25 protein-coding genes are annotated in these 23122 nt (G+C 68.2%); 17 read left to right on the forward strand and 8 right to left on the reverse strand.

Annotated features, from left to right (window positions below; all coding sequences use genetic code 11):
* The first annotated feature begins 27 nt into the window (after nt 1–27).
* The 3 genes from ACFVAV_RS14880 (at nt 28) to ACFVAV_RS14890 (ending at nt 3250) form a co-directional block, all read left to right on the forward strand.
* Nucleotides 28–813 (forward strand): universal stress protein, encoded by a 786-nt coding sequence (locus ACFVAV_RS14880; RefSeq protein ID WP_379035073.1) that lies wholly within the window; start codon nt 28–30, stop codon nt 811–813.
* Nucleotides 814–986: 173 nt separating this feature from the next.
* Nucleotides 987–2405 (forward strand): hypothetical protein, encoded by a 1419-nt coding sequence (locus tag ACFVAV_RS14885; protein ID WP_379035075.1) that lies wholly within the window; start codon nt 987–989, stop codon nt 2403–2405.
* A 2-nt stretch (nt 2406–2407) separates the two neighbouring features.
* Nucleotides 2408–3250, forward strand: coding sequence for an Abi-alpha family protein (locus tag ACFVAV_RS14890; RefSeq protein WP_379035077.1), 843 nt, complete (start codon nt 2408–2410; stop codon nt 3248–3250).
* A gap of 6 nt (nt 3251–3256) precedes the next feature.
* On the opposite strand, the gene ACFVAV_RS14895 is transcribed toward ACFVAV_RS14890, so the two are convergent.
* Entirely contained in the window at nt 3257–3913 is a 657-nt protein-coding gene (locus tag ACFVAV_RS14895; RefSeq protein WP_379035079.1) for an enoyl-CoA hydratase-related protein, read from the reverse strand.
* Nucleotides 3914–3925: 12 nt separating this feature from the next.
* The gene (locus ACFVAV_RS14900) at nt 3926–4534 is read right to left on the reverse strand and encodes a TetR family transcriptional regulator (RefSeq protein WP_379035081.1); all 609 of its coding nucleotides are present in this window, start codon (nt 4532–4534) and stop codon (nt 3926–3928) included.
* 214 nt (nt 4535–4748) lie between these two features.
* On the opposite strand from ACFVAV_RS14900, the gene ACFVAV_RS14905 reads away from it, so the two are divergent.
* Nucleotides 4749–5294 (forward strand): TetR/AcrR family transcriptional regulator, encoded by a 546-nt coding sequence (locus ACFVAV_RS14905; RefSeq protein ID WP_379035083.1) that lies wholly within the window; start codon nt 4749–4751, stop codon nt 5292–5294.
* On the opposite strand, the gene ACFVAV_RS14910 is transcribed toward ACFVAV_RS14905, so the two are convergent.
* Nucleotides 5291–7156, reverse strand: coding sequence for a Na+/H+ antiporter (locus tag ACFVAV_RS14910; protein ID WP_379035085.1), 1866 nt, complete (start codon nt 7154–7156; stop codon nt 5291–5293). The genes ACFVAV_RS14905 and ACFVAV_RS14910 overlap by 4 nt on opposite strands.
* A gap of 55 nt (nt 7157–7211) precedes the next feature.
* Entirely contained in the window at nt 7212–7940 is a 729-nt protein-coding gene (locus ACFVAV_RS14915) for a histidine phosphatase family protein (protein WP_379035087.1), read from the reverse strand.
* 174 nt (nt 7941–8114) lie between these two features.
* On the opposite strand from ACFVAV_RS14915, the gene ACFVAV_RS14920 reads away from it, so the two are divergent.
* Entirely contained in the window at nt 8115–8828 is a 714-nt protein-coding gene (locus ACFVAV_RS14920) for a DsbA family oxidoreductase (RefSeq protein ID WP_379035089.1), read from the forward strand.
* 5 nt (nt 8829–8833) lie between these two features.
* Here ACFVAV_RS14920 and ACFVAV_RS14925 read toward each other — a convergent pair whose 3' ends face one another.
* Nucleotides 8834–9883, reverse strand: a complete 1050-nt coding sequence (locus tag ACFVAV_RS14925; protein WP_379035091.1) for a glucose 1-dehydrogenase — start codon at nt 9881–9883, stop codon at nt 8834–8836.
* Between the two features lie 276 nt (nt 9884–10159).
* On the opposite strand from ACFVAV_RS14925, the gene ACFVAV_RS14930 reads away from it, so the two are divergent.
* From ACFVAV_RS14930 to ACFVAV_RS14940, 3 genes are all read left to right on the forward strand, one after another.
* The gene (locus ACFVAV_RS14930) at nt 10160–10945 is read left to right on the forward strand and encodes an N-acetylmuramoyl-L-alanine amidase-like domain-containing protein (RefSeq protein ID WP_379035094.1); all 786 of its coding nucleotides are present in this window, start codon (nt 10160–10162) and stop codon (nt 10943–10945) included.
* A gap of 137 nt (nt 10946–11082) precedes the next feature.
* A complete protein-coding gene (locus ACFVAV_RS14935) occupies nt 11083–11628 on the forward strand; it encodes a class I SAM-dependent methyltransferase (RefSeq protein ID WP_379035096.1) in 546 nt (181 codons plus the stop codon).
* A gap of 9 nt (nt 11629–11637) precedes the next feature.
* Nucleotides 11638–12033, forward strand: coding sequence for a MerR family transcriptional regulator (locus ACFVAV_RS14940; RefSeq protein ID WP_379035098.1), 396 nt, complete (start codon nt 11638–11640; stop codon nt 12031–12033).
* 58 nt (nt 12034–12091) lie between these two features.
* Here ACFVAV_RS14940 and ACFVAV_RS14945 read toward each other — a convergent pair whose 3' ends face one another.
* Nucleotides 12092–12604 carry a DinB family protein gene (locus tag ACFVAV_RS14945; protein ID WP_379035100.1) on the reverse strand — a complete coding sequence of 171 codons (513 nt, stop codon included), beginning with the start codon at nt 12602–12604 and terminating at the stop codon, nt 12092–12094.
* A gap of 76 nt (nt 12605–12680) precedes the next feature.
* Here ACFVAV_RS14945 and ACFVAV_RS14950 point away from each other — a divergent pair, with 76 nt between their 5' ends.
* From ACFVAV_RS14950 to ACFVAV_RS14965, 4 genes are all read left to right on the forward strand, one after another.
* Entirely contained in the window at nt 12681–13124 is a 444-nt protein-coding gene (locus tag ACFVAV_RS14950) for a helix-turn-helix transcriptional regulator (protein WP_379035102.1), read from the forward strand.
* Between the two features lie 10 nt (nt 13125–13134).
* Nucleotides 13135–13545, forward strand: coding sequence for a VOC family protein (locus tag ACFVAV_RS14955; RefSeq protein WP_379035104.1), 411 nt, complete (start codon nt 13135–13137; stop codon nt 13543–13545).
* Nucleotides 13546–13600: 55 nt separating this feature from the next.
* A complete protein-coding gene (locus ACFVAV_RS14960; RefSeq protein ID WP_379035106.1) occupies nt 13601–15985 on the forward strand; it encodes an ATP-binding cassette domain-containing protein in 2385 nt (794 codons plus the stop codon).
* 131 nt (nt 15986–16116) lie between these two features.
* The gene (locus ACFVAV_RS14965; protein WP_379035108.1) at nt 16117–16653 is read left to right on the forward strand and encodes a DUF6817 domain-containing protein; all 537 of its coding nucleotides are present in this window, start codon (nt 16117–16119) and stop codon (nt 16651–16653) included.
* A 101-nt stretch (nt 16654–16754) separates the two neighbouring features.
* Here the strand turns inward: ACFVAV_RS14965 and ACFVAV_RS14970 are convergent, their stop codons facing one another.
* Entirely contained in the window at nt 16755–17381 is a 627-nt protein-coding gene (locus tag ACFVAV_RS14970; protein ID WP_379035355.1) for a TetR/AcrR family transcriptional regulator, read from the reverse strand.
* Nucleotides 17382–17437: 56 nt separating this feature from the next.
* Between ACFVAV_RS14970 and ACFVAV_RS14975 the strand changes: the two genes are divergently transcribed.
* The 5 genes from ACFVAV_RS14975 to ACFVAV_RS14995 all read left to right on the forward strand — a co-directional run bounded on the left by ACFVAV_RS14975 (nt 17438) and on the right by ACFVAV_RS14995 (nt 22509).
* On the forward strand, nt 17438–18352 hold the full coding sequence (locus ACFVAV_RS14975) for an SDR family NAD(P)-dependent oxidoreductase (RefSeq protein WP_379035110.1): 915 nt from the start codon (nt 17438–17440) through the stop codon (nt 18350–18352).
* A gap of 371 nt (nt 18353–18723) precedes the next feature.
* Nucleotides 18724–19488, forward strand: a complete 765-nt coding sequence (locus ACFVAV_RS14980) for a carbonic anhydrase (RefSeq protein WP_379035112.1) — start codon at nt 18724–18726, stop codon at nt 19486–19488.
* Between the two features lie 145 nt (nt 19489–19633).
* Nucleotides 19634–19918: a GlsB/YeaQ/YmgE family stress response membrane protein gene (locus ACFVAV_RS14985; RefSeq protein WP_379035114.1), complete on the forward strand. Its 285-nt coding sequence runs from the start codon at nt 19634–19636 to the stop codon at nt 19916–19918.
* A 99-nt stretch (nt 19919–20017) separates the two neighbouring features.
* Entirely contained in the window at nt 20018–20929 is a 912-nt protein-coding gene (locus ACFVAV_RS14990; protein ID WP_379035117.1) for an ATP-binding cassette domain-containing protein, read from the forward strand.
* Entirely contained in the window at nt 20926–22509 is a 1584-nt protein-coding gene (locus ACFVAV_RS14995) for an ABC transporter permease (protein ID WP_379035119.1), read from the forward strand. The genes ACFVAV_RS14990 and ACFVAV_RS14995 overlap by 4 nt, the downstream gene beginning before the upstream one ends.
* 9 nt (nt 22510–22518) lie before the next feature.
* Here the strand turns inward: ACFVAV_RS14995 and ACFVAV_RS15000 are convergent, their stop codons facing one another.
* Nucleotides 22519–23109: a TetR/AcrR family transcriptional regulator gene (locus tag ACFVAV_RS15000; protein WP_379035121.1), complete on the reverse strand. Its 591-nt coding sequence runs from the start codon at nt 23107–23109 to the stop codon at nt 22519–22521.
* Nucleotides 23110–23122 lie beyond the last annotated feature (13 nt).

Raw genomic sequence — 23122 nt, forward strand, 5'->3', positions numbered from 1 at the left:
GACCTGCCGTCGATCGGAGAGCGACACATGGGGTACCAGCGCATCGTCGTGGGGACCAACGGTTCGGAATCCGCGCGGACGGCGGTGGCGGTCGCCGGGGAACTCGCACTCAAGCTCGAACTCGGCGTCACGGTGGTCAGCGTCTGGAAGGAAGCGACGCTCAAGGCCGGCACCGATGCCGCGTGGGCCGAAGCGGTCACCGGGGCCGCCGCCGAAGTGCTGCTCGAAGCAGGTGTGCCCGACGTGCTGTGCAGCGAACTCCCCGGCACCGCGGGCGCGGTCCTGCTGGAAGTCGCCGCCGGTGAACCCGGCACCCTGCTCGTCATCGGCGGCGGTGGCCTGGGCAGTTCGAAGGCGCGGCTGCTGGGGTCGACCGCCAATCACGTGTCCCACCACAGTGAGTCCGATGTCGTGTTCACCCACAAGATCCCGAAGCGGTGGACCACCGTCGGGCTGACCACCGACGGATCGGAGAGTTCGATCACCGCGGTGCGCCGCGGTTACGACGTCGCGGTGGCCCTCGGCGCGCGCCCATTTCTGGTGACCTCCGCCAAAACCGACGACGACGGCGCCGCAACGCTCATCGACGTCGAAGGTGCCGCCGAGGTCGAGGATCCGGAACTGTTCGGCCGCGACGTGCTCACCGGGGTTCCCGCCGCGGAGGCGATCTGCAACGCGGCCTGGAAGTACGACCTGGTGGTCATCGGCAATCGCGGAATGAGCGGTCCCGCACGGCTGTTGGGCTCGGTCGCCAACAAGGTCACCCACGATATCGACACCAATCTGCTGCTGGTGAACACCACGAACGCGTGAACGGCGAGCCGGCGAATCCGCAGGCACCCTACGCGATCAACGCCGCGGTATAGGGCTGATTTCAGGTTTGCTCCGGTTTAGCGGGTAACCGTCGAACTTGCCCGGAACCGCCTGTTCGTTCACTTATGATGACCGGACGCGCGAGGTTCGGAACACGACGGAGTGGACGCCGGATGAATGCTGAGATCGGAGCGGCGGGCTTCTTCGGCCTGCTCGACTGGGAGAAGACGACCGGCCTGAGCAAGTTCTGGGTCGACATGATCAGCATCCCGATCTTCAGCGCCATGGCCGGTTTGATCACCAACTGGACCGGCGTGATCATGTTGTTCGCGCCGGTGCGGTTCACCGGTTTCTACGTGCCCGGCCTCAAGACGATCTTCCCGCTGCTGCCACGCAAGGTACAGATCCTGCCGACCTTCGCGCCCGGCGGCATCCTCGGCTTCCAGGGCTTCATCCCGGCTCGCGCGGAGAAGATGGCGAGCCTGATGGTCGACAACGCCGTCGCCAAGATCGGGACCGCGAAAGACTTCTTCGACCAGATGGATCCGCGCAAGATCTCCGCACAGGTCGCGCAGGTGGCGCTCCCGAACGTGCGCTCGATGGTCGATTCGATCATGACCACCGAGCATCCGCAGCTGTGGGCCGACATGCCGCCGCGCGCACGCGAAGTCGTGTACTCGCGGGTCGAAGCGGAACTTCCCGCGATCACCGACCGCGCCTTCGATTTCATCGGCGCCAATATCAACCAGTTGCTCGATGTGAAGCTGATGGTCGTCGGATATCTGCGGCGGCGCCCCGAACTCCTCAAGGATGTCATCTACGGGCTGGGGGCGCCGGAGCTGCGGTTCATGACCCGCAGCGGGGTGATCGGGTACCCGTTCGGCGTGATCGTCGCGCTGTGGTTGTCCTTGCTGCACTACAGCACTCCGCACGGTGACACACCCGCGCTGATCTCGTTGCCCGGCTGGCTCGACGGCATTCTGCACTTCCTGCCCGCGTGGGCGTGGGTGCTGCTCGGTGGTGCTGTCGTCGGTGTGCTGGTCAACATCATCGCCATCAAGGTGGTGTTCGAACCCGCCACACCGCAGCCGCGCTACAAATACCCGTGGCGGGTCGCGAAATTCGCGAAACGCCAGCATCAGGCGGCCGCCGACCTCGGGCACGCGATCGGGTACCAGATCGTCACCCTCGACGTGGTCGCCGAACAGCTCCTCGAGGGACCCAGTGGTGACAAGACCCGTGCGGTCATCGCGCACTTCCTCAAGGCCGAGATCGACCGGGTGCTCGGCCCGCTGCGGTCGGTGACCCGGCTGGCGGTCGGGCCACGCCAGTTCGACGCCATCCAGGCCACCGCGGGCGCGAGCCTGGCGACAGAGATGAAGCCGTGGCTGGTCGACGACGTCGAGTTCTCCCAGACCACCGCCGCCAGCGTCGACCGCCTGGCCACCGAGAAATTGCGCGAACTGCCGCCGGACGAGTTCGTCGAAATGCTGTACACGGCCATCGAACAGGACGCCTGGCTGCTGTACGCGCACGGCGGCGCGCTCGGTATCCTCGTCGGCGCACTGCACCTGCTGGTCTTCGGAGTCTGAGCATGGACGAGCGCAAGAATCTCCCCGAACCCGCCCCAGAACCCGGGATCCCCACCGACCTGGTCGGGCTGGCGCGCATCGCCGGACTGTCGTTGCGCCACATCGTCGGTGCGGTCACCACGGGTGCGCTGCACACCGCCACCGACATCGCCGACGACATCCGCGCGGGCGAACCGGTGTCGCATATCATCGACCGGCGGGTCGCATCGCTGCGCCGGATAGCGCTCAGCGCCCTCGGCCTGACCAGCACCGCCGCCGGCGTGTACGGCAATGTCGATCCCAGCGTCGGCGCCGAGGATCTCAAGGCGATGGGCGATGCGATGATCACCGAGGGCTGGGATTCGGCGCAGCAGCCCCGTGATCTGCACCCCTCGTTCGTGCCGATCCTGCACGACCTGACCCCCGACGAGGCCCGCATCCTGCGCTTCCTCGCCGTCGCCGGTCCGCAACCGGCGATCGATATCCGCACCAAGGCGCCGTTCGGGATCGGCTCGCAACGCCTGGCCGACGGCATCAACATGATCGCCTACATGGCCGGATGCGCACTGCCCGAACGTGATCACCACTATCTGGGCAATCTCAGGAGGCTCGGGCTGGTCCGCTTCTCCACCGAACCGGTCGCCGATTTCCGCCGGTACGCGTTCCTGGAGGCACAGCCGAGCGCGCAGGCGGCCTACAAGTCGGTGAAGATGCGGGCGATCAGCTCCTATCGCAGCATCTACCTGTCGGTGTTCGGCAAGCAGTTCTGCGACGCGTGTTTCGTGCTCGGCGACTACACCGGGGGCGGCTGGGCCAGTGACGATCGTGGTGACGTCTATCTGGGCAAGGGCCCCCGGCTGCCGTGATCGCTGTCAGTCCTTGCCGCGCAACGCGTCCAAGACGTCGGCGAACATCACCGATTTGATGGCGGTGAGCGTGCCCTGATCCTTACCGCCCAGCGGCGCGACCATAGCCAGCGCGGTGTCGAGCACCGCGTCCTCGGCGACGGCGGCATCGACCAGGTCGTAGGACAGCGCGTCGGTCCCGCCGAAGCGGCGGGCCGTGGTCATCGCGGCGATCGCCGTCTTCGGGGTCACCTTGGCCTGGATCAGCGCGGCCATGCCGTTGGTGAACGGGATCCGGATGTCGGCCTCGGGGAAGCAGAAGAAGCCGCGGTCGGCGCGCATCACCCGGTAGTCGTGCGCGATCGCCAGCATGGCGCCCGCGCCGAAGGCGTGGCCGCCGATCGCGGCGACGGTCGGCATCGGCAGGGTCAGCATCCGGCCGAACAGGGTGTGCACGGCTTCGACGTATTCGGCGGCGCGGTCGCCGTTGGCGGACAGCCAGTCCAGGTCCAGGCCGTTGGAGTAGATCTTGCCGGTCGCGGTGGTCACCAGGGCGGCGGCGCCCGCGGCGACGACGGCGTCGAGGTGGGTGTGCACCTCGGTCATGAAGTCGAGGGAGAAGCGGTTCTCCCCGTCACCGAGGTCGAGGATCGCGATCGCGTCGTGGTGGCGCAGGGTGGGCATGGGTGGTTCCTTTCAGCGGGGGCCGAGTTCGAGGACGGCACGGACGGCGGCACGCAACTGTCTGCGGGCCAGGGGATCGGTGAGCCGGTCGCGGCGCAGCAGCAGCGCGGTCGGCAGGTCGACGAGGCAGGTGGTGACGGTGGCGACGCTGCGCCGGTCGGCGCGACCCCACAGGGCGCGGGCGAGCCGGGTCAGCGCGGTGAGCAGCGCCTTCTCGGTGGCGGCGATCTCGCGCGCGAGGTCGGCGGGCAGGTCTCCGGCGAGCAGGTCCGCGCGGTCGACGAGCAGCAGCAGGCGGGCCGAATCGGGGTGGGTGTCGGCCAGGCGAGCCGGGGTCTCGGCGGCGTCGACGACCGCATCGATTCTGGCGCTCGGTTCGGCGGCGTCGACGGCGCGGTCGATGTCAGCGGCCTGCAGGGCCAGGAAGCGGCGGGCCGCGCGTAACCAGGTGCGCGCCAGCACTTCCTGACGTGACCCGAACGTGTGGTACAGCGCGCCGTTGGAGACGCCGGTCGCGGCGGCGACGGCGCGCACGGTCACCGCGGCGGGACCGGAACGCGCGGCGATGTTTTCGGCGGCGTCCAGCACGGTCTCCGGGTCGTGGGTGCGCGGTCTCGGCATGAACAAAAGTTTACAGAGCGTCTGCTCTGTTATTCCATTCGGGTGCCCTCATCTGCTGGTAGTACGCGTATTATGTTCCAGCACTTGGTATTTCGATCCCACGTTCGGAGATTCCGGCACAGCATGGACTTCGTTACGTTCGCACGAGGCCTCGTTACGATCGGGTACTGTTCGCATTCTTCGGCCCTGTCCGCACGAACAGATCGGCATCGCGATGTCCCGAGTGGTCACCAAGGAGCAGTACTACGACACCGCGGTGGCGGTGCTCGCCGAGTTCGGCTTCAAAGGTCTCAACATCGGTGTGCTGTGCCGTCGCCTCGGTGTCACCAGCGGCTCGTTCTACCACCACTTCGGCTCGTGGCAGGGCTTCGTCGACACGCTCCTGGAGCACTGGGAGAACCGGCAGATGATCGAGCTACGCGCGCTCGACGTCGGCCACGGCGATCCCGATGCCGACGTACGCGCCATGTCGGCGCTGGCCAGCGGACTCGAACACGGCGCCGAAGCCGCGCTGCGCGCCTGGGCCGCCAACGACGAGTCGGTGCACGTGACGGTCAAGCGGGTCGACGAATCGCGCAGGCGCACCGTGCACCGTGTCATCGACAGCGTCGTCGGCGACGAGGCGACCGCGTCGGTCGTCACCGAGTTCGGCATGGCCATGCTGATCGGCTACCAGCAGCTCGCCGCGACCGGTGAACCCACCGAACTGGACCGCCTGCTCACCGAATACGCGCGCCTGATCTACTCGCACCGCCGCTAGCCGAGCTGCTCGTCCACGTAGCACCAGCGCCAGACTTCGCCGGGCTCCACACTGCGCATCACCGGATGCGCCGTCGCCGCGAAGTGAGCGCTGGCATGGTTGCCCAGCGAGGACTCGCAACAGCCGATATTGCCGCAGTCGGTGCACATGCGCAGATGCACCCAGGGCGTGCCCTCCTCGACGCACTGGGTGCACACCAGGTCACCGACCGGCTCCCGCAGCAGCGGTGCCTGCTCGAGATGCGCGCAGCCCTCGGCGGCGCCGGCACCGGTGAGCGGTTCGACGCCCGGTTCGTCGTCGGCCTCGTCGAACCGATCGATCATCGACTCCTCGAGGTCGAGCCGCGCCAGCACATGCTGGAGCACCTCGTAATCCACCGTCCCGGCATCGCGGACTCGCAGCACCGCCTCGCGTTCGGCGCCCAGCATCGCCAGCCGGATTCGCCGGTACTCCGCGGTCGGGGTCGTCAGTTCGGCTTCGGGGCGACCCAGCCGTTCCCAGGCCGCGTTGGTGCGCCAGATCAGCCGTTGCCGCAGCGACTCGACCACCGGCTCCGGCGTGTCGGGACCGATCTGTTTGTCCAGTTCGGCCATGCCCGCGCTCGTAGCCTGTTGCAGCAGATCGGCTTTCGCGAGCGCGTCCTCCGCGCGACTCGGCCCGCGCAGGCGCAGCAACCGCACCAGCCACGGCAGCGAGGTGCCCTGCACCAGCAGCGTGCCACCGACCACCACCAGCGCGAGCAGTTCCAGGACCTGCAGCTGCGGTGTCGAGGCGGGCAGCAACAGCACCGCGGCCAAGGTCACCACGCCACGCATCCCCGCCCACGAGACCACCGCGGCGTGGCTCAACGGCTCGGTCGTGCGCCCGAACAGCCGGGCCACCAGGACCGGGGTGAAGACCCAGACGGGCCGCGCCAGCATCACCGCAGCGAGCACCGCCACCGCCGCCACCAGCAGGGTGCGATGGTCGAGGCCGCTGTGCCAGGCGCCGTCGACGATCCAGCGCACCTGCAGGCCGATGATCAGGAAGACCGCGCTCTCCAGAATGAACTGGATGGTGCGCCAGTTCGTCGTCTCCGCGACCCGCGACGCGGCGCCCTGCCACCGCTGCGCGCCGTGACCGAGGATCATCCCGCAGGTCACGACCGCGATCACGCCGGAGGCGTGCACATGCTCGGCCGGTAGATAGGCGACGAACGGTGCCAGCAGCGACACCGTGGTGTCGAGCACCGGATCGTTGATCCGCTTGCGCAGCAACACCAGTCCCGCCGCGACCGCCCCGCCGATCACCGCGCCGCCGAGCGCGGCGAGCAGGAAGTCACCGCCGATCTGCCACACCGTCACCGCGCTGGCCATCGCCGCGATCGCCCCGCGCAGCGACACCAGCGCCGTCGCGTCGTTGAACAGCGACTCGCCCTCGAGCACGGTCACGATGCTGCGCGGCATCCCCGTGCGGCGGGCGATCGCGGTCGCCGCCACCGCGTCCGGGGGAGCGACCACCGCGCCCAGCGCCACCGCCGCCGCGAACGGCACCGGCAGCAACCACCACACCACCAGCGCCACCGCGAAGGTGCTGAACAGCACCAAGCCCACCGACAGCGACGCGATCGTGCGCAGGTTGTCCTTGAAGTCGACCAGCGAGGTGCGTAGCGCCGCGGTGTAGAGCAGCGGCGGCAGCAACCCCAGCAGCACCACCTCGGGCTCGAGATGCACCTGCGGCACCATCGGTACATAGGAGGCGGCCACGCCGGCGAGGGTCAGGACGAGAGGTTCCGACACCCCGAATCGCCGGGCCAGCGCCGCGAGCGCGGCCGCCGAGCCGACCAGAACCACCAAGCCGATCGCCATATCCACGACCAGCATTCTTCCATCGGCGCTATTTCGGCACCGGAGCCGAGGCGCCCTGCGGGCATCGAGCTCAGCCGACCTGCTCGGTGTTCCCGAGATGACCGACCTCGCCCCACACCCGCAGCCCCAGTCGCGGACCGTCTCGTCGCCACTGCGACACCGACGCGTTCGGGACGGGCTCGAGCGAATCCGGTACCGCCGCGCCCATCCCCTCCAGGATGTAGCGCATCGACAGCACGACCGCGTCATGGGTCACCACCAGCACCTGCTCGCCCGCGGCGACCACGTCCAGCTCGTCGAGGAAGCTGCGCACCCGCACCGCCACGTCGGCCAGCGACTCGCCACCGGGCGGTCGGTACACCCAGTTGCCGACCCGCTCCCGGCGGGCCGCCTCATCGGGGGCGCGCCGGCGAATCGCCTTGTACGGGTGCAGTTCGAACACGCCCATCTCGCGGTCGCGCAGCCGTTCGTCGACCAGGGTCCGGATCGGTCGCAGGTGCCGATTGCGGGTGGCCGCGGCCTCGGCCATCAACGCCCAGGTGAGCCGGGCGCGCAGGTAGGGGGAGCAGATCACCAGCTCGGGCCGGTGCACCCCGGCCAGCCCCGCCAGCCAGTCGCCCAGGCACCGGGCCTGCCACTGCCCGTACTCGGTCAGGTCCACCTCGGCGTCGGTGCCGCGCATCGGCCGCAGTTCGGTCGCCGGGTCCGCGTACCAGGCATTGGCCTCGCTCTGGGCGTGCCGTACCGCCCACAATCCGCCCAGTGCGCGGGGCACCGTCAATCCTTCGGGCACCTGCATCCACCCCCTCCGTCGATCGAACGCCATCGGTTTCCTTCGTGCTCGTCCCGTCGTGCCCGGACGCGCCAGGGAATAGCGGCGTCGTTGCCGTCGTTACACCCCGAGAATTTGAACGCCTGTCCAGATATGTTCGGCGGATCGCCGCCGGATTTTCGTGTGCCGGAGGAGGCCCGCTTGACCACCAGAGTAGAGATCTGGACCGACATCAACTGCCCGTTCTGCTACCTCGGCAAGGCCCGCTTCGAGGAGGCGCTGGCAGATTTCGACCATCGCGACGACATCGAAGTCGTGCACCGGTCCTTCGAGCTCGACCCCGGCCTGCCCGCCGGTGACACCGGCCCGGTCATCCCGCGGATCGCCGCCAAATACGGCATCAGCGTCGACCAGGCCGCCGCCAACGAGCGCGCCATCGGCGCCCAGGCCGCCCAGCTCGGGCTGCCCTATCAGACCACCGGCCGCGACTACGGCAACAGCTTCGACATGCACCGCCTGCTGCACTTCGCCCTCGAACAGGGCAAGCAGGACGCCATGCTGGACGCGCTCTACGCGGGCAACTTCGCCGAGCCAGAACCGGTCTTCGCCGACGCCGAACGCCTCGTCGCGCTCGCGGTGCGCGCGGGCCTGAACGAGGCCGCGGTCAGGGTCGTGCTGGCCGACCCGCAGGCCTACGCCGACGCCGTCCGCCAGGACGAACTCGAAGCCGCGCAACTCGGCGCGACCGGGGTGCCGTTCTTCGTGTTCGACAACAAGTACGCCGTCTCCGGCGCCCAGCCGACGGAGGTGTTCACCCAGGCGCTCACCACCGCGTGGAACGACCGCCCGGCACCGCTGGTGATCACCGCCGAGTCCGACGGCGAGACCTGCGGCCCGGACGGCTGCAAGATCTGAACTGCTCAGAGGTCGATGACGACCTTGATATCAGTGTGGACACCCGGATCGAACGCCTCGAGCGCCCGCTCCAACGGCAGCCGCCGGGTGATCAACCGGCCCAGCCACTCCGGGTCGGCCTTCGCCAGCGACGCCGCCGCCAGCTCGTAGTGGTGCCGGTTGGCGTTCACCGATCCGAACACCACCGCATTGTCGAGCACGATATTGCGATTGAGCGCGCCCACATCGACCGAGGCGTCGTTGCCGGGGGACGACACTCCGGTCAGGCAGACGATCATCCCCGGATTGTTGATCTTCGCGGCCTGCATCGCCACCGCTGGTGCGCCGGTCGCCTCGATCACGACATCCGGGTCGATCTTCTCGGCCACCTCCGCGGCCGAACCGGTGTGGAATGTCCCGCCGAGATCGGCCACCAGCCCCGGCTTCGGACCCTCGGTCGACCGGTCGAGGACATGCACGTCAAGCCCTCGCTGGGCACCGAGCATCGCAGCCAGCAGCCCGATCGGTCCCGCTCCGGTGACGAGCACCGTCTTCGGATCGAACCAGGCCCGGCTGTTGATCTTCTCGATCTGATCCCACGCCTTGGCCACCACCGTCGTCGGCTCCATCAACACCCCGACCTGTGCCAGCGACGGGTCGAGCCGCACCGCGTAATCGACCGGCACCACCCACGCGCTGGACCCGAACCCGTCCATCTGCTTGATCCCACGCTCCACGTAGTCCCCGTTGCGGCACATGTCGAACTCGCCGCGCGCACACGCCCCACACGGCACCGGATCGGGTCGGCGCACGATCCCGACGACGAGATCGCCCGCGGCGAAACCACTTCCGCCGGGCGCGGTCCGCACCCGGCCCAGCGACTCGTGCCCGAGCACCAGCCGGTCCCGTCCCGGCGGCGCCCACCCGTAGACGCCCGAGGCGATCTCACGGTCGGTACCGCAGATGCCGAGCGAGATCCCGTCGACGAGCAGCTCGTTCGGCCCCGCCACCGGATCCGGCACGTCCTCGATGCTCAACGATCCGGGCTGGTTCGGCACAACGGTCAAAGCACGCATGTCGGTTTCCCTTCCGCCGCAACGGTGATGCTGTCGGAACCTGCACGAGCAATTTGTTCGCGAACCTCGTGTGAACGTGGACTACCTGCGACAACGGTACGGGATCACGCAGCATCGGCAAGGTCGCGAGTCACTTGCAACCATTCCGGGAATACCGCGGCGACCGAGGAGATCACCGGTCGGGCGGTCATCGCCACCAACAGCTGAGGTGGCGTCCGACCCGCCGGCTACGGTGGAACCGCTCGCACCGATCGACCGTTGCCTGCTGGAGGCGTCTTGCGCATCATCGTCCGGATCCTGCTCGTGCTCGCCGCGCTCGTCTGCGCAGCCACACCCGCCTTCGGCGCACCCACCGTCGACGACGCCACCGGCCGCAAGATCGACGAACTGCTGGCCGTGCGCGCCGAAGCGGGCGCCGTCGACCGGGGCGAACTGCTGGCCCGGCTCTCCGCCCGCCTGCTCGGCACCCCCTACGGTGCGAACATGCTCGTCGGATCCGCCACCGAGCCCGAACAACTCGTCGTCGACCTGCGCCGCGTCGACTGCTTCACCTTCCTCGACTACCTCGACGCCGCCTCCCGCTCCGCCGACCGCGACCAGTTCGTCACGAACCTGATCGCCACCCGCTATGTCGACAGCCGCGTCGAATTCACTCAGCGCAAGCACTTCTTCACCGACTGGGCCGCCACCGGCCGCATCGCCGCCACCGACATCACCGCGAGCCTGAGCCCCGCCGCGATCACCACCACCAAGCACCTCAACGCCAAAGCAGACGGCAGCACCTACCTGCCCGGCCTGCCCGTCGTCGACCGCGCGATCACTCACATCCCCGCGGCCGCGGTCGACGGGGGAGTCGTGGCAGGTCTGCGCACCGGCGACTTCCTCGGCGCCTACACCCCCGAAGCCGGCCTCGATGTCACCCATGTCGGCATCGTCGTCCACACCTCCACCGGCCCGGTGTTCCGCAATGCGTCCTCCCTGGCCGACTACCAGGTCGTCGATACCCCACTGGCCGACTACGTCCGCACCACGCCGGGCATCGTCGTCCTGCGTCCGCTCTGAATCGGCAAATGCCCGTGGGGCGCACCGAGACCCGACGACGTCATCGCCCACACCAACCTCTGCTGCCAGTACCAGCAGGCACCGGGCCGCACCGCCGACCTTGACTTCATGTCGACCTGAACAGGCACGGTGGTCCCATGACCACCTTCGGCTATGCACAGAGCGTCGGCTACGACCGCCGCGCCACCCGCCTGCTCGGCAGCCTGTACCGGCGCATCGCCGCCGACGTCGACACCGCGACCACCCACGCCGCCACCGTCGTCGACATCGGCACCGGACCGGGAAAACTGTTGTCCACCTTGGCGACCCGACGCCCAGACCTCCGCCTGCTCGGCATCGACCTGTCCCCGCACATGATCGAGATCGCCCACCGCAACCTCGACGGCCACCCCGCCGAGCTGGCCGTCGCCGACGTCACCGACCTGCCACACCCCGACGCGAGCATCGACCTCGCCGTCTCCAGCTTGAGCATGCACGAATGGCCCGACCTCGCCGCAGCCACCCGCGAACTACACCGGATTCTGCGACCCGGCGGCGCCCTCGCGATCTACGACTTCCGGTTCACCGGCGCCAAGACGATCCAGCAGGCGCTGCGCACGCAGTTCGGCACGGTCGACACCGGAACCGTCCGGCTCCCATGGCATCCCGCCGCGGTCATCGCCCGCTACCGCGCCACGGCATAGGGTCGACGGATGGCGGGTGACCACACCACGATCGGGGCGGCGGCAGCACACTTCGGCCTCCCCACCCACGTCCTCCGGCACTGGGAAGACTGCGGACTGCTCACCCCCGAGCGCGACTCCGCAGGCCGCCGCCGATATCGCAGCACCGACCTCGACACCATCGCGATGATCGTCCTCGGCAAGAAGGCCGGCCTGTCCCTGGACGACCTCGCCATCCTGTTCACCCGCGCCCCCGACCGCACCACCCGCCAACAGGTCCTGCACGCCCACCGCACCCGCCTGACCGACCAACTCGCCCGCACCCGCGCCGCCCTCGACGCGGTCACCCATGTCCTCGACTGCGACGCCGAGGACTTCCGCACCTGCCCGCACTTCCTCGACCAGATCGCCGCTGTACGCACCTGACTTCGATCACGAGGACACGGTCGTCACGTGACCGGTGAGGTACCGACCGGCACAGAGTTCAGACGCCCGTGGCTCCGTCGATGCGTTCGCGGATGAGGTCGGCGTGGCCGCAGTGGCGGGCGTACTCGGCGATCATGTGCGTGTAGATCCAGCGCAGACTCACCTGGCCATCCATGAACGAACTGGTGTCGTGCAACTGGCGTGCGGCACAGTTGCGGCGGGCGTAGGCGATCTCGTCGTTCCAGACGGTCAGGGCGGTGTCGTAGGTCGAGTGGTCGAATACCTCGAACCCGCCATCGTGCCCGGCGGTGTCGGCATCCGGGTCGTGGATCGGCGGGGCGGACTCCCCGGCGAGGATTCTGCGGAACCAGTTGCGTTCGACCTCGGCCATGTGCTGGATCAGGCCGAGCAGAGTCAGCGGCGAAGGCGCTGCGGCGGCGATACGCAACTGAGCGTCGTCGAGCCCCTGGCACTTGCCTGCCAGCGTTGCGCGGTAGAAGTCGAGCCACCCCTCCAGCGTCGCGCGCTCGTCGGCATCAGGCGGCGGCATCGGCCGTTCATTCGTCGTCACGAACAGGAATGGTGCCATCACGGTCAGACACCTACGGTGCTGGGAAACCCCGCCCGGACGTGAGACGATCGCGCATGTGACCAGCACCCCGGAGCGGCCTCAGCATCTCAGGGATCTCGCACTGCTGCGCCGCGTCCGCGACCGTATCGACCGCGAATACGCCCAGCCGCTCGACGTCGAAGCGCTCGCCCGCGGCGTGCACATGTCCGCCGGGCACCTCAGCCGCCAGTTCCGCATCGCCTACGGCGAATCGCCGTACTCCTACCTGATGACCCGCCGCATCGAACGCGCGATGGCGCTGCTGCGTCGCGGCGATCTGAGCGTCACCGAAGTCTGCTTCGCCGTGGGCTCTTCCTCGCTGGGCACCTTCAGCACCCGCTTCACCGAACTCGTCGGCGTGCCGCCCAGCGTCTACCGCCAGCAGCAGGCCGAAGCGACCCAGGGCATGCCATCGTGCGTGGTCAAGAAGGTGACCAGACCGATCAGGAATCAAGAAGCGCCGGCTTCGGCGGGTAATTAGCGTGGTCGCCATGAACATCACCATTCACCAGAGCTACCTCCCGCAGGACGACCCCGACGCCGCGCTCGCCTTCTACCGCGACGCCCTCGGCTTCGAGGTTCGCAGCGACGTCGGCTACGGCGGTCTGCGCTGGATCGTCGTCGGCCCCACCGGCCAACCCGACACCTCCCTCGTGCTGACCCCGCCCGCCGCCGACCCCGGCATCACCGACGAGGAACGCCGCGTCATCACGGAGATGATGGCCAAAGGCACCTACGCCGGGATCAACCTCGCCACCGATGACCTCGACGGCCTGTTCGAGAAGCTCCAGGCAGGCGACATCGAGGTGGTCCAGGAACCCACCGATCAGCCCTACGGCGTCCGTGACTGCGCCTTCCGCGACCCCGCCGGCAACATGGTCCGAATCCAGCAGGCCAAGTAAGCCCCACCGCCGGTAGATTCGATATCCGGCGACGCCGACTGACCGAGGGAGATCTATGAGCACGGCCAAGAAGTCCAGCACTCCGACCGTGGAGCCGGCCGACAGCCACGACCTGATCCGCGTGCACGGCGCGCGCGTCAACAACCTGCGCGACGTGAGCGTCGAGCTCCCCAAGCGCAGGCTCACCGTCTTCACCGGCGTCTCCGGTTCCGGCAAGAGCTCGCTGGTCTTCGGCACCATCGCCGCCGAATCGCAGCGCCTCATCAACGAGACCTACAGCGCGTTCGTGCAGGGCTTCATGCCCTCCCAGTCGCGCCCCGACGTCGACGTCCTCGAAGGCCTCACCACTGCCATCCTGGTCGACCAGTCCCGCCTCGGCGCCGACCCGCGCTCCACCGTCGGCACCGTCACCGACGCCAACGCCATGCTGCGGATCCTGTTCAGCCGCCTCGGCGACCCGCACATCGGCTCCTCGCAGGCCTTCTCCTTCAACGTCGCCTCGATCAGCGGCTCCGGCGCGGTCGCCGTCGAGAAGCACGGTGTCACCGTCAAGGAACGCCGCAGCTTCACCATCACCGGCGGCATGTGTCCCACCTGTGAGGGCAAGGGCAACATCAACGACATCGACCTCACCCAGCTCTACGACGAGAACAAGTCCCTCGACGAGGGCCCGTTCACCATCCCCGGCTACAGCATGGACGGCTGGATGGGCCGCATCTACAAGGGCAGCGGCTTCTTCGACCCCGCCAAGCCGATCAAGAAGTACACCAAGAAGCAGCTCGCCGACCTGCTCTACAAGGAACCGACCAAGATCAAGGTCGACGGCATCAACCTCACCTACGAGGGCCTGATCCCCAAGATCCGCAAGTCGATGCTGTCCAAGGACGTCGAAGCGCTGCAGCCGCATGTGCGCGCCTTCGTCGAACGCGCCGTCACCTTCGGCACCTGCCCCGACTGCGAAGGCACCCGGCTCAGCGCCGAAGCCCGCTCCTCCAAGATCGACGGCGTCAGCATCGCCGACGCCTGCGCCATGCAGATCACCGACCTCGCCGAATGGGTCAAAGGCATCGAGGACCCCTCGGTCGCGCCGCTGCTGGAATCGCTGCGCCAGACCCTCGACTCGTTCGTCGAGATCGGCCTCGGCTACCTGTCGCTGTCCCGCCCGTCGGGCACCCTGTCCGGCGGTGAAGCCCAGCGCGTCAAGATGATCCGCCACCTCGGCTCCTCGCTCACCGATGTCACCTACGTCTTCGACGAGCCCACCGCGGGCCTGCACCCGCACGATATCCAGCGCATGAACGACCTGCTGCTGCGCCTGCGCGACAAGGGCAACACGGTCCTCGTTGTCGAGCACAAGCCCGAGACCATCGCGATCGCCGACCACATCGTCGACCTCGGCCCCGCCGCAGGCTCCAAGGGCGGCACCATCTGCTTCGAAGGTTCCGTCGACGGTCTGCGTGCCAGCGACACCGTCACCGGCCGCCACTTCGACGACCGCGCCGCCGTCAAGGCGACGGTGCGAAAGTCCGGTAGCGCGTTGAAGATCCGTGGCGCCAAGGCCAACAACCTGCGCGAGGTCGACGTCGACATTCCGCTCGGGGTGCTGGTGGCGATCACCGGTGTCGCGGGTTCGGGCAAGAGCTCGCTCGTGCACGGCTCGATCCCGATCGACGAGGGCGTCATCTCCATCGACCAGGCCCCCATCAAGGGTTCGCGGCGCAGCAACCCCGCCACCTACACCGGTCTGCTCGACCACATCCGCAAGGCGTTCGCCAAGGCCACCGGCGCCAAGCCGGCGCTGTTCAGCGCCAACTCCGAAGGCGCGTGCCCGAACTGCAACGGCGCGGGCGTCGTCTACACCGACCTGGCGATGATGGCAGGCGTGTCCACCGTCTGTGAGGTGTGCGAAGGCAAGCGGTTCATGGCCGAGGTGCTCGAATACACCTTCGCGGGCAAGAACATCAGCGAAGTGCTGTCGATGCCCGTCGACGAGGCGCGCGAGTTCTTCGGCGAGGGGGAGGCCCGCACTCCCGCCGCCCACAAGATCCTCACCCACCTCACCGAGGTCGGTCTCGGCTACCTCACCATCGGCCAGCCGCTGACCACCCTGTCCGGCGGTGAACGTCAGCGACTGAAGCTGGCCACCCACATGTCCGACAAGGGCGGCGTCTACATCCTCGACGAACCGACCACCGGCCTGCACCTGGCCGACGTCGAACAGCTTCTCGGCCTGCTGGACCGCCTCGTCGACGCGGGCAAGTCCGTCATCGTCGTCGAACACCACCAGGCCGTGATGGCCCACTCCGACTGGATCATCGACCTCGGCCCCGGCGCCGGCCACGACGGCGGCCAGATCGTCTTCGAAGGCACCCCCGCCGATCTCGTCGCCGCCCGTTCCACCCTTACCGGCGAGCACCTCGCGGACTACGTCGGCGCCTGATCTGCCGCCTCCTCCCTCGGGGCATCAACCCCGGGGTAGGAGGCGGCAACGCCTGGCGATCGTCCACTGGTGCGGGCCGCCGACCGATGCCGCCCAACTGATCCCGCCGCTCGAAGCACCAAGAGGCCACCATGACCGACGACGCGAACATCCAACTGTGGTTGGCGGCGCACGGCGCCGACATGATCACCCACCCCGGCGGCACCCTCCTCGACCACCTGAATCGGGTCGCCGCCCGCCTCGCCGACTGGAACGCGCCGAACGATCTGCGCCTGGCGGGACTGTGCCACGCCACCTACGGCACCGACGGTTTCGCCACCGCTCTCCTCACTCCCGACGAGCGTCCCCAGCTGGCCGAACTGATCGGCAGCCGAGCCGAGAACTACGTCTACCTCTACGGGTCCTGCACGCGCAGCTCGCTGTACCCGCAACTAGCCGGGGGCGAACCGATCACCGTCGCAGACCGATTCACCGGCTCTACCCACCATCTCACCGACGCCGACACCCGCGCCCTTCTGGAAATCACCGCCGCCAACGAGATCGACGTGATGCTGCACAACGAGGACCTCGCCCGCCTGCACGCCGGACCGCTCTACGAGCTGCTCGCCGGTGCGCGCCACCTGCTGTCGGACGCCGCCTGGGCCGACTGCGCGATGCTGCATACGTAGCGGTTCACACCAGACCCTCGGCCAGCGAGATCACCAGCTTGGTCGGCAAAAACGCACGACGGACGCGAAGTGCTCGCGAAGGCGCGCGACGAACTCCACGTTCAGGCGCGCGGCAGCACGCCCACGAGTGCCGCGGTGAAGGAGTACCGCAGGGCGTCGCGCAGCTCCATGTGGAACACGCCGAGGGCGGGCTCGTCCGCGTAGGCGGCGAGGACGCTGGGTGGCGGCGGGACGTATGCCGACAGGGCACCCGCCGAGACCAGGCTCATCAGGCAGAACAGCTGTGCGTCGTCGCCGAGTTCCGGCAGGTGACGGCGCACGAGATCGGACATGGTCGCGAGCCTCGTGAGGGAGGAACGCTTGTGCCGCTTGACTACCTCGACCGAGACGTTGTGCTCGAGGACGCCACCCTGCGCGCCGAAGAGGTCGCAGAGCACTGCCCGCTCCGCCAGCGACCGGCTGAGGATCTCGGCCAGCTGACCCGCCCGCGCTTCCGGCGCCGCCTGTGCCTCGACGCCTGCGGATAGTTCGTCCGCCAGCTGCGCGAGCCAGCTCTCCAGGAAGACGTCGAGCAGTTCGAGCAGCACCGCCTCGCGCGACTCGAAATACCGTAGGACGTTCGACTTGGCCAGGCCCACCCGCCGGCTGAGCTCATTGAGGGTCACCTCGGCCACTGGCATCTCGTCGAGCATCGCCGCCGCCGTGTCCAGGATCGCCCGGCGGCGGATCTCTCTTTTATGGTGGAGCCCAGAAAGGACCGACGGTTCTTAACAAGGAGGACGTCATGAGCGGCAACTGGACCGAGCAGCACATCCCCGACCAGCACGGACGGGTGGCGATCGTGACCGGCGCCAACACCGGGCTGGGTTTCGAGACCGCCCGAATGCTCGCCGAACACGGGGCGACGGTGGTTCTGGCCGTCCGCAACATCGAGAAGGGCAGGCAGGCAGCCGCCCGCATCACCGGTGACGTCACCGTACAGGCCCTCGACCTGACCTCCCTGGACTCGATCAGGTCCGCGGCGGCCGACCTGCGGGCCGCCCACCCGCGCATCGACCTCCTCATCAATAACGCGGGGGTGATGTACACGCCTCGGCAGACCACCGCCGACGGCTTCGAGCTGCAGTTCGGCACCAACCACCTCGGCCACTTCGCCCTCACCGGCCTGCTGCTGGACCGGATCCTGCCTGTTCCCGGTTCCCGCATCGTCACGGTCAGCAGCACCGGTCACCGCATCCGGGCCGCCATTCACTTCGACGACCTGCAGTGGGAGCGCTCGTACAGCCGCATTGCCGCCTACGGCCAGTCCAAACTCGCCAACCTGCTGTTCACCTACGAACTGCAGCGCCGGCTCGCACCACATGGCACTACCGTCGCGGTCGCCGCCCACCCCGGCGTGTCCAACACCGAACTCATCCGCAACACGCCCACCGCGCTGCGCCTGCCCGCCACCTGGCTCGCGCCGCTGCTCACCCAGAAGGCCGAGATGGGCGCCCTGCCCACCCTGCGCGCCGCCACCGACCCGGCCGTCGTCGGCGGGCAGTACTACGGCCCCGGAGATCGCCTGGAGATCCGCGGGTATCCGAAGCTGGTCACGTCCAGCCCCGACTCCCACGACCAAGCTGTCCAGCAGCGCCTGTGGACCGTCTCCGAGGAGCTCACCGGCGTGACGTTCCCCCTCAGCCCGGCCGGACGGTGACCCGCAGGGCCCTGATCAAGACCCTGGCTACGGGACGTATGGGTCAGGACAGCACGGTCTTGACCCACTGCAGGATCGCCGCGTTGGTTGTGGCCCGGGTACGGATGTGACCTATCTCGCCGTCCTCGGCTCTGGTCTCCGCTGTGAGCACAGGCATAGCCTGATACCCCGCGCACAGGCGAAATCGCCTGCACTAGAAGGATATTCGGTGCAAATCGGACACGTGTGGTCCGGTTGGCGATTCGCTGATTTCTCCGTGCGCGCACTGCCGTCCCGGGAGACGTCAGCCATCCGGGCCGACGGCAGAATCCTGGCAAGGAGCTGCACCGGTGTCGGTTCGTCATAGTGCCCCCAGTCCCGTTCTATCCGTCATGACCCGCCGCGGCGCACTCGCTGCCCTGGCACTACTCGCCGTCGCCGGATGTGGCAGTTCCGACAGCACGGCGACCGCACCGCACTGGGACTACGACGCCGAAGGCCCCGACCACTGGGCCGATCTCGACAAGCACTACGCGACCTGCCGAAATGGCCACGCCCAGTCGCCGATCGACCTTTCCGACGCCGCCGAGTCACACCCCGCCGGCCACATCGAGATCGCCTACCGGCCGATCCCCGCGGCCACCCTCACCAACAACGGCCACACCATCCAGGCAACCGTGCCCGCCGACTCCGGCAACCGGATCATCGTCGACGGCATCCCGTTCTCCTTGGCCCAGTACCACTTCCACCTGCCCAGCGAGCACACCGTCGACGGCGCCGAGACCGCCATGGAACTGCACCTCGTGCACACAGACCAGACCGGTCGACTGGCCGTCCTCGCGGTCCAGCTTCACGCCCAAGACGCACCAGCGCCGCTGAGTCAGGTTCTCACCGCATCGCCGGACCGAGTCGGCGCCACCCGCACCTTGAGCAATATCGACCCACGTACATTCCTGCCCGACAACCTCGCTCAATTCCGGTACCAAGGGTCACTGACCACACCGCCGTGTACCGAAGGTGTGGAATGGATCGTGCTGCGCAATCCGAGTTCCGTCGCAGTATCCGATGTCGACCGGTATCGCGCGCTGTTCCCGCACAGCAACAGGCCCACCCAGCCCCGCTACGGCCGCCCGGTCATCCTCGCCGGCACCAACTAGCAGACACAGCCCCGCGCGCGATGTTGTGATGTGGCGTCGGTGTGGACACGGTTGGGCCACACGAAGCTGCCCGGACTGGCACCGACACCCGACGGAGGGAAATGATCGATCGCAACCGGGTTCGCCAGCACAGGAGGTTCCAGCGATGTTCAATGCGATTGTTCAGGTCTGTGGGTTCTTGATCATCGGTGCGGTGGTCGGCGTGTTGGCACGTCTGCTCAAGCCAGGCAAAGAGAGCATCAGCATGGGCATGACGTTGGTGATCGGCATGGCCGCCGCGCTCATCGCCGGGGTGATCGCCAGCCTCATCGGTGTCGGATCGATCACCGAACTCAACTTCTGGGGCTTCCTGATCGCGGTCGTCGCCGCGGTCGTGCTGCTGTTCGCGGCCGAATCGGTCGGCGCCCGCAAACACGGGCCGACAGCCTGAACCACCCCGACGCAACAGCGCACCCCCGGGCTCCGGGGGTGCGCTTCGTCTGCACCGCGATCCGCCGCTGCCCGACTCCGCGAGAACTACCCTGGCAGGATGGCTGCGGCAATCGAAATCTCGAACCTGGTCAAAACGTTCGGACGAACGCGCGCACTGGACGGGCTCGACCTCCAGGTCACCACCGGCGAGGTACACGGCTTCCTCGGCCCCAACGGAGCAGGCAAATCGACCACCATCCGGGTACTGCTCGGACTACTGCGCGCCGACAGCGGCACCGCCACCCTGCTCGGGGGCGACCCGTGGGCGCAGACCGCCGAGCTGCACCGGCGCCTGGCCTACGTCCCCGGTGATGTGAACCTGTGGCCGAACCTCAGCGGCGGCGAGGTCATCGACCTGCTGGGGACCCTGCGCGGCGGCCTCGACGAGAAACGCCGCGCCGAACTGCTCGAACGATTCGACCTGGACCCGACGAAGAAGGGCCGCACCTACTCCAAGGGCAACCGGCAGAAGGTGGCGCTGGTAGCGGCACTGTCCTCCGATGTCGAACTGCTCTTGCTCGACGAACCGACCTCCGGGCTCGACCCGCTCATGGAAGCGGTCTTCCAGGAATGCATCGACGAGGTCAAGGAGCAAGGCCGCACGGTCCTGCTGTCGAGCCACATCCTCGCCCAGGTCGAGGCACTGTGCGACCGGGTGACCATCATCCGCCACGGAAAAGCCATCGAATCCGGCACCCTCGCCGACCTGCGCCACCTCACCCGAACCTCGATCACCTGCGAGACGACCCGCCCACCGACGGGCCTCGACACACTGCCGGGCGTGCACGATCTCGTCGTCGAAGGCAACCGGGCCAGATTCCAGGTCGACACCGTCGACCTCGACCCGGCCATCAGCCATCTCACCGGCTTCGGCATCCGAACCCTGACCAGCAGACCGCCCACCCTCGAGGAACTGTTCCTGCGGCATTACGGCGACGAACTCGCCGCCTCCGGGGTACCGGAATCATGACAACGCTGACTGGCACCACCACCCTCATCCGCTTCTTCCTGCGCCGCGAACGGATCGCGCTGATCTGCTGGATCCTCGGCGGAACCTTCGTCTACTACTCCCAAGCCGTCGGCGTCGACATCGCCTACCCGACCCAGGCCGACCTCGATCGGGTCGCCGCCAGCATGACAGGCAATGCCGCCATGGTGGCCATGGCGGGCCCGCCGCGGGTACTCGACACCATCGGCGGCCAAGTCGCCTTCCAGTCCGCGGCCTTCGGCATGATCGTGGCCGGACTGATGAGCATGTTCCTCATCGGCCGCCACACCCGCTCCAACGAGGAAACCGGCCGCGACGAACTCATTCGCTCCGGCGTCGTCGGCAGGCACGCCCCCTTCACCGCCGCGGCCGTTCTCACCGTCGCGGCGAACCTGATCTACGGGGCCGCGATCGCACTGAGCCTGATCTCCTACGGACTGCCCACCGCCGGATCCATCGCCCTCGGCGTCGGCGCCACCTGCGCGGGCCTGGTGTTCATGGCGATCGCACTGCTGGCCGCCCAGCTCACCGAAAGCACCCGCGCTGTCTACGGCATCACCGGTGCGGCGATCGCGGTCTCCTATGTCCTGCGCGCGGTCGGCGATGTGGGCAACGGGGTGCTGTCGTGGCTGTCGCCGCTGGGCTGGGGTCAGGCGATGCGACCCTACGACGGGGAGACCTGGTGGCCGGTGCTGCTGTCGCCGGCCGTCGCTGTCGCGGTGACTGCGGCAGCGCTGCAAGTGCTCGATCACCGCGACTTCGGTGCCGGTGTACTACCGCCACGACCCGGCCCTGCCCGCGCGGGCAGCGCCATGCACAGCGCGTTCGGGCTGGCCTGGCGCCTACAGCGCGGTTCCCTGATCGGCTGGTCGATCGGCATGCTGCTCGCGGGTCTGGCATTCGGCTCGATCGGCAACGATGTGGGCGATCTGCTCGGTGACGTCGATCTGGGCGAACTGCTCGGCCAGGAGATGGGCAGCCTGGTCGACGCCTTCTACGCCATGTCGGCAGGCTTGCTGGCATTGATCGGTTCCGGGTACACGATCTCCGCAGGCCTGCGTCCGCGCGCGGAAGAGGCTGCCGGGCGCACCGAACCACTGCTGTCGACGAGCCTGCCCCGGCTGCGCTGGCTGGCCGGGCACACCGTCATCATGCTCGCGGGTTCGGCGGTGGTGCTCGCGCTCGGCGGACTCGGCATGGGACTGATGTACGGCGTGATCACCGGTGACATGTCCGAGCTGCTGCCCTTGCTCGGGGCATCGGTGACCTATCTGCCCGCGGTGTGGGTGCTCGGCGGAATCACGGTGGCGCTCTTCGGATTCCTGCCCTCAGCCACCTCGGGTGCGTGGATCGCCCTCGGTTTCTGTTTCGTGGTGTTGATGTTCGGCGCGACGCTGAAGTTCCCGAGCTGGCTGATGAGCATCTCACCGTTCGACAACATCCCCCTGGTCCCCGCAGTGGCATTCGCGCCGACGCCGGTGCTGGTCACCACCCTGGTAGCGCTCGCCCTGTGCGTCGCGGGCGCGTACGGATTCCGGCGCAGGGATGTGGTGACCAACTGACAGCGGCGCTCAGGGGCGGGGGAGTAGCCCCAGGGTCAGGTGCCTGACCAGATCGTCGAGCAGTTCCCCGGCGTCGTAGTCGGCGGTGTAGCCCGAACCGACGAACGTCGCCAAGCCCTGCAGGGCCGCCAAAGCGGTCACTCCGAGGCGTTTCGGGTCGCCGGGGACGATCTCACCGGCGGCCTGACCTTCGGCGATCAGCGCGATCGGCACCGCGAAGGCACGGTCGGCGGCGTCCTGGATCTCGGCGGCGCTCGAGCTGTGCCTGCGCGCGAACATCAGCGGCAGCAGCTCGGGATTGTCGACCGCGAAGCGCAGGTAGGCGCGGGCGAATGTCTGCAGGCGTGTCGTGATCGGCCCGTCTGTTGCGGCCTGTTCGAAGCAGGCGCCGAGCCGTTCCAGTCCGGTGACGGCCAGTGCGTCGAGCAGTGCCTGCTTGTCGCGGAAGTGCCTGCTCGGGGCCGCGTGGCTGACACCGGTGTCGCGGGCCAGCTGACGCAGCGACAGGCCGTCCGCACCGACTGTGCGCAGCGCCGACTCGGCGTGCTGCAGCAACGCGGCGCGGAGGTCTCCGTGGTGGTAGCGCGAGTGCAGGGACATGGTGCTAGGAGGA

The sequence above is a fragment of the Nocardia sp. NPDC057663 genome, assembly GCF_042799895.1.
Lineage (GTDB): Bacteria > Actinomycetota > Actinomycetes > Mycobacteriales > Mycobacteriaceae > Nocardia.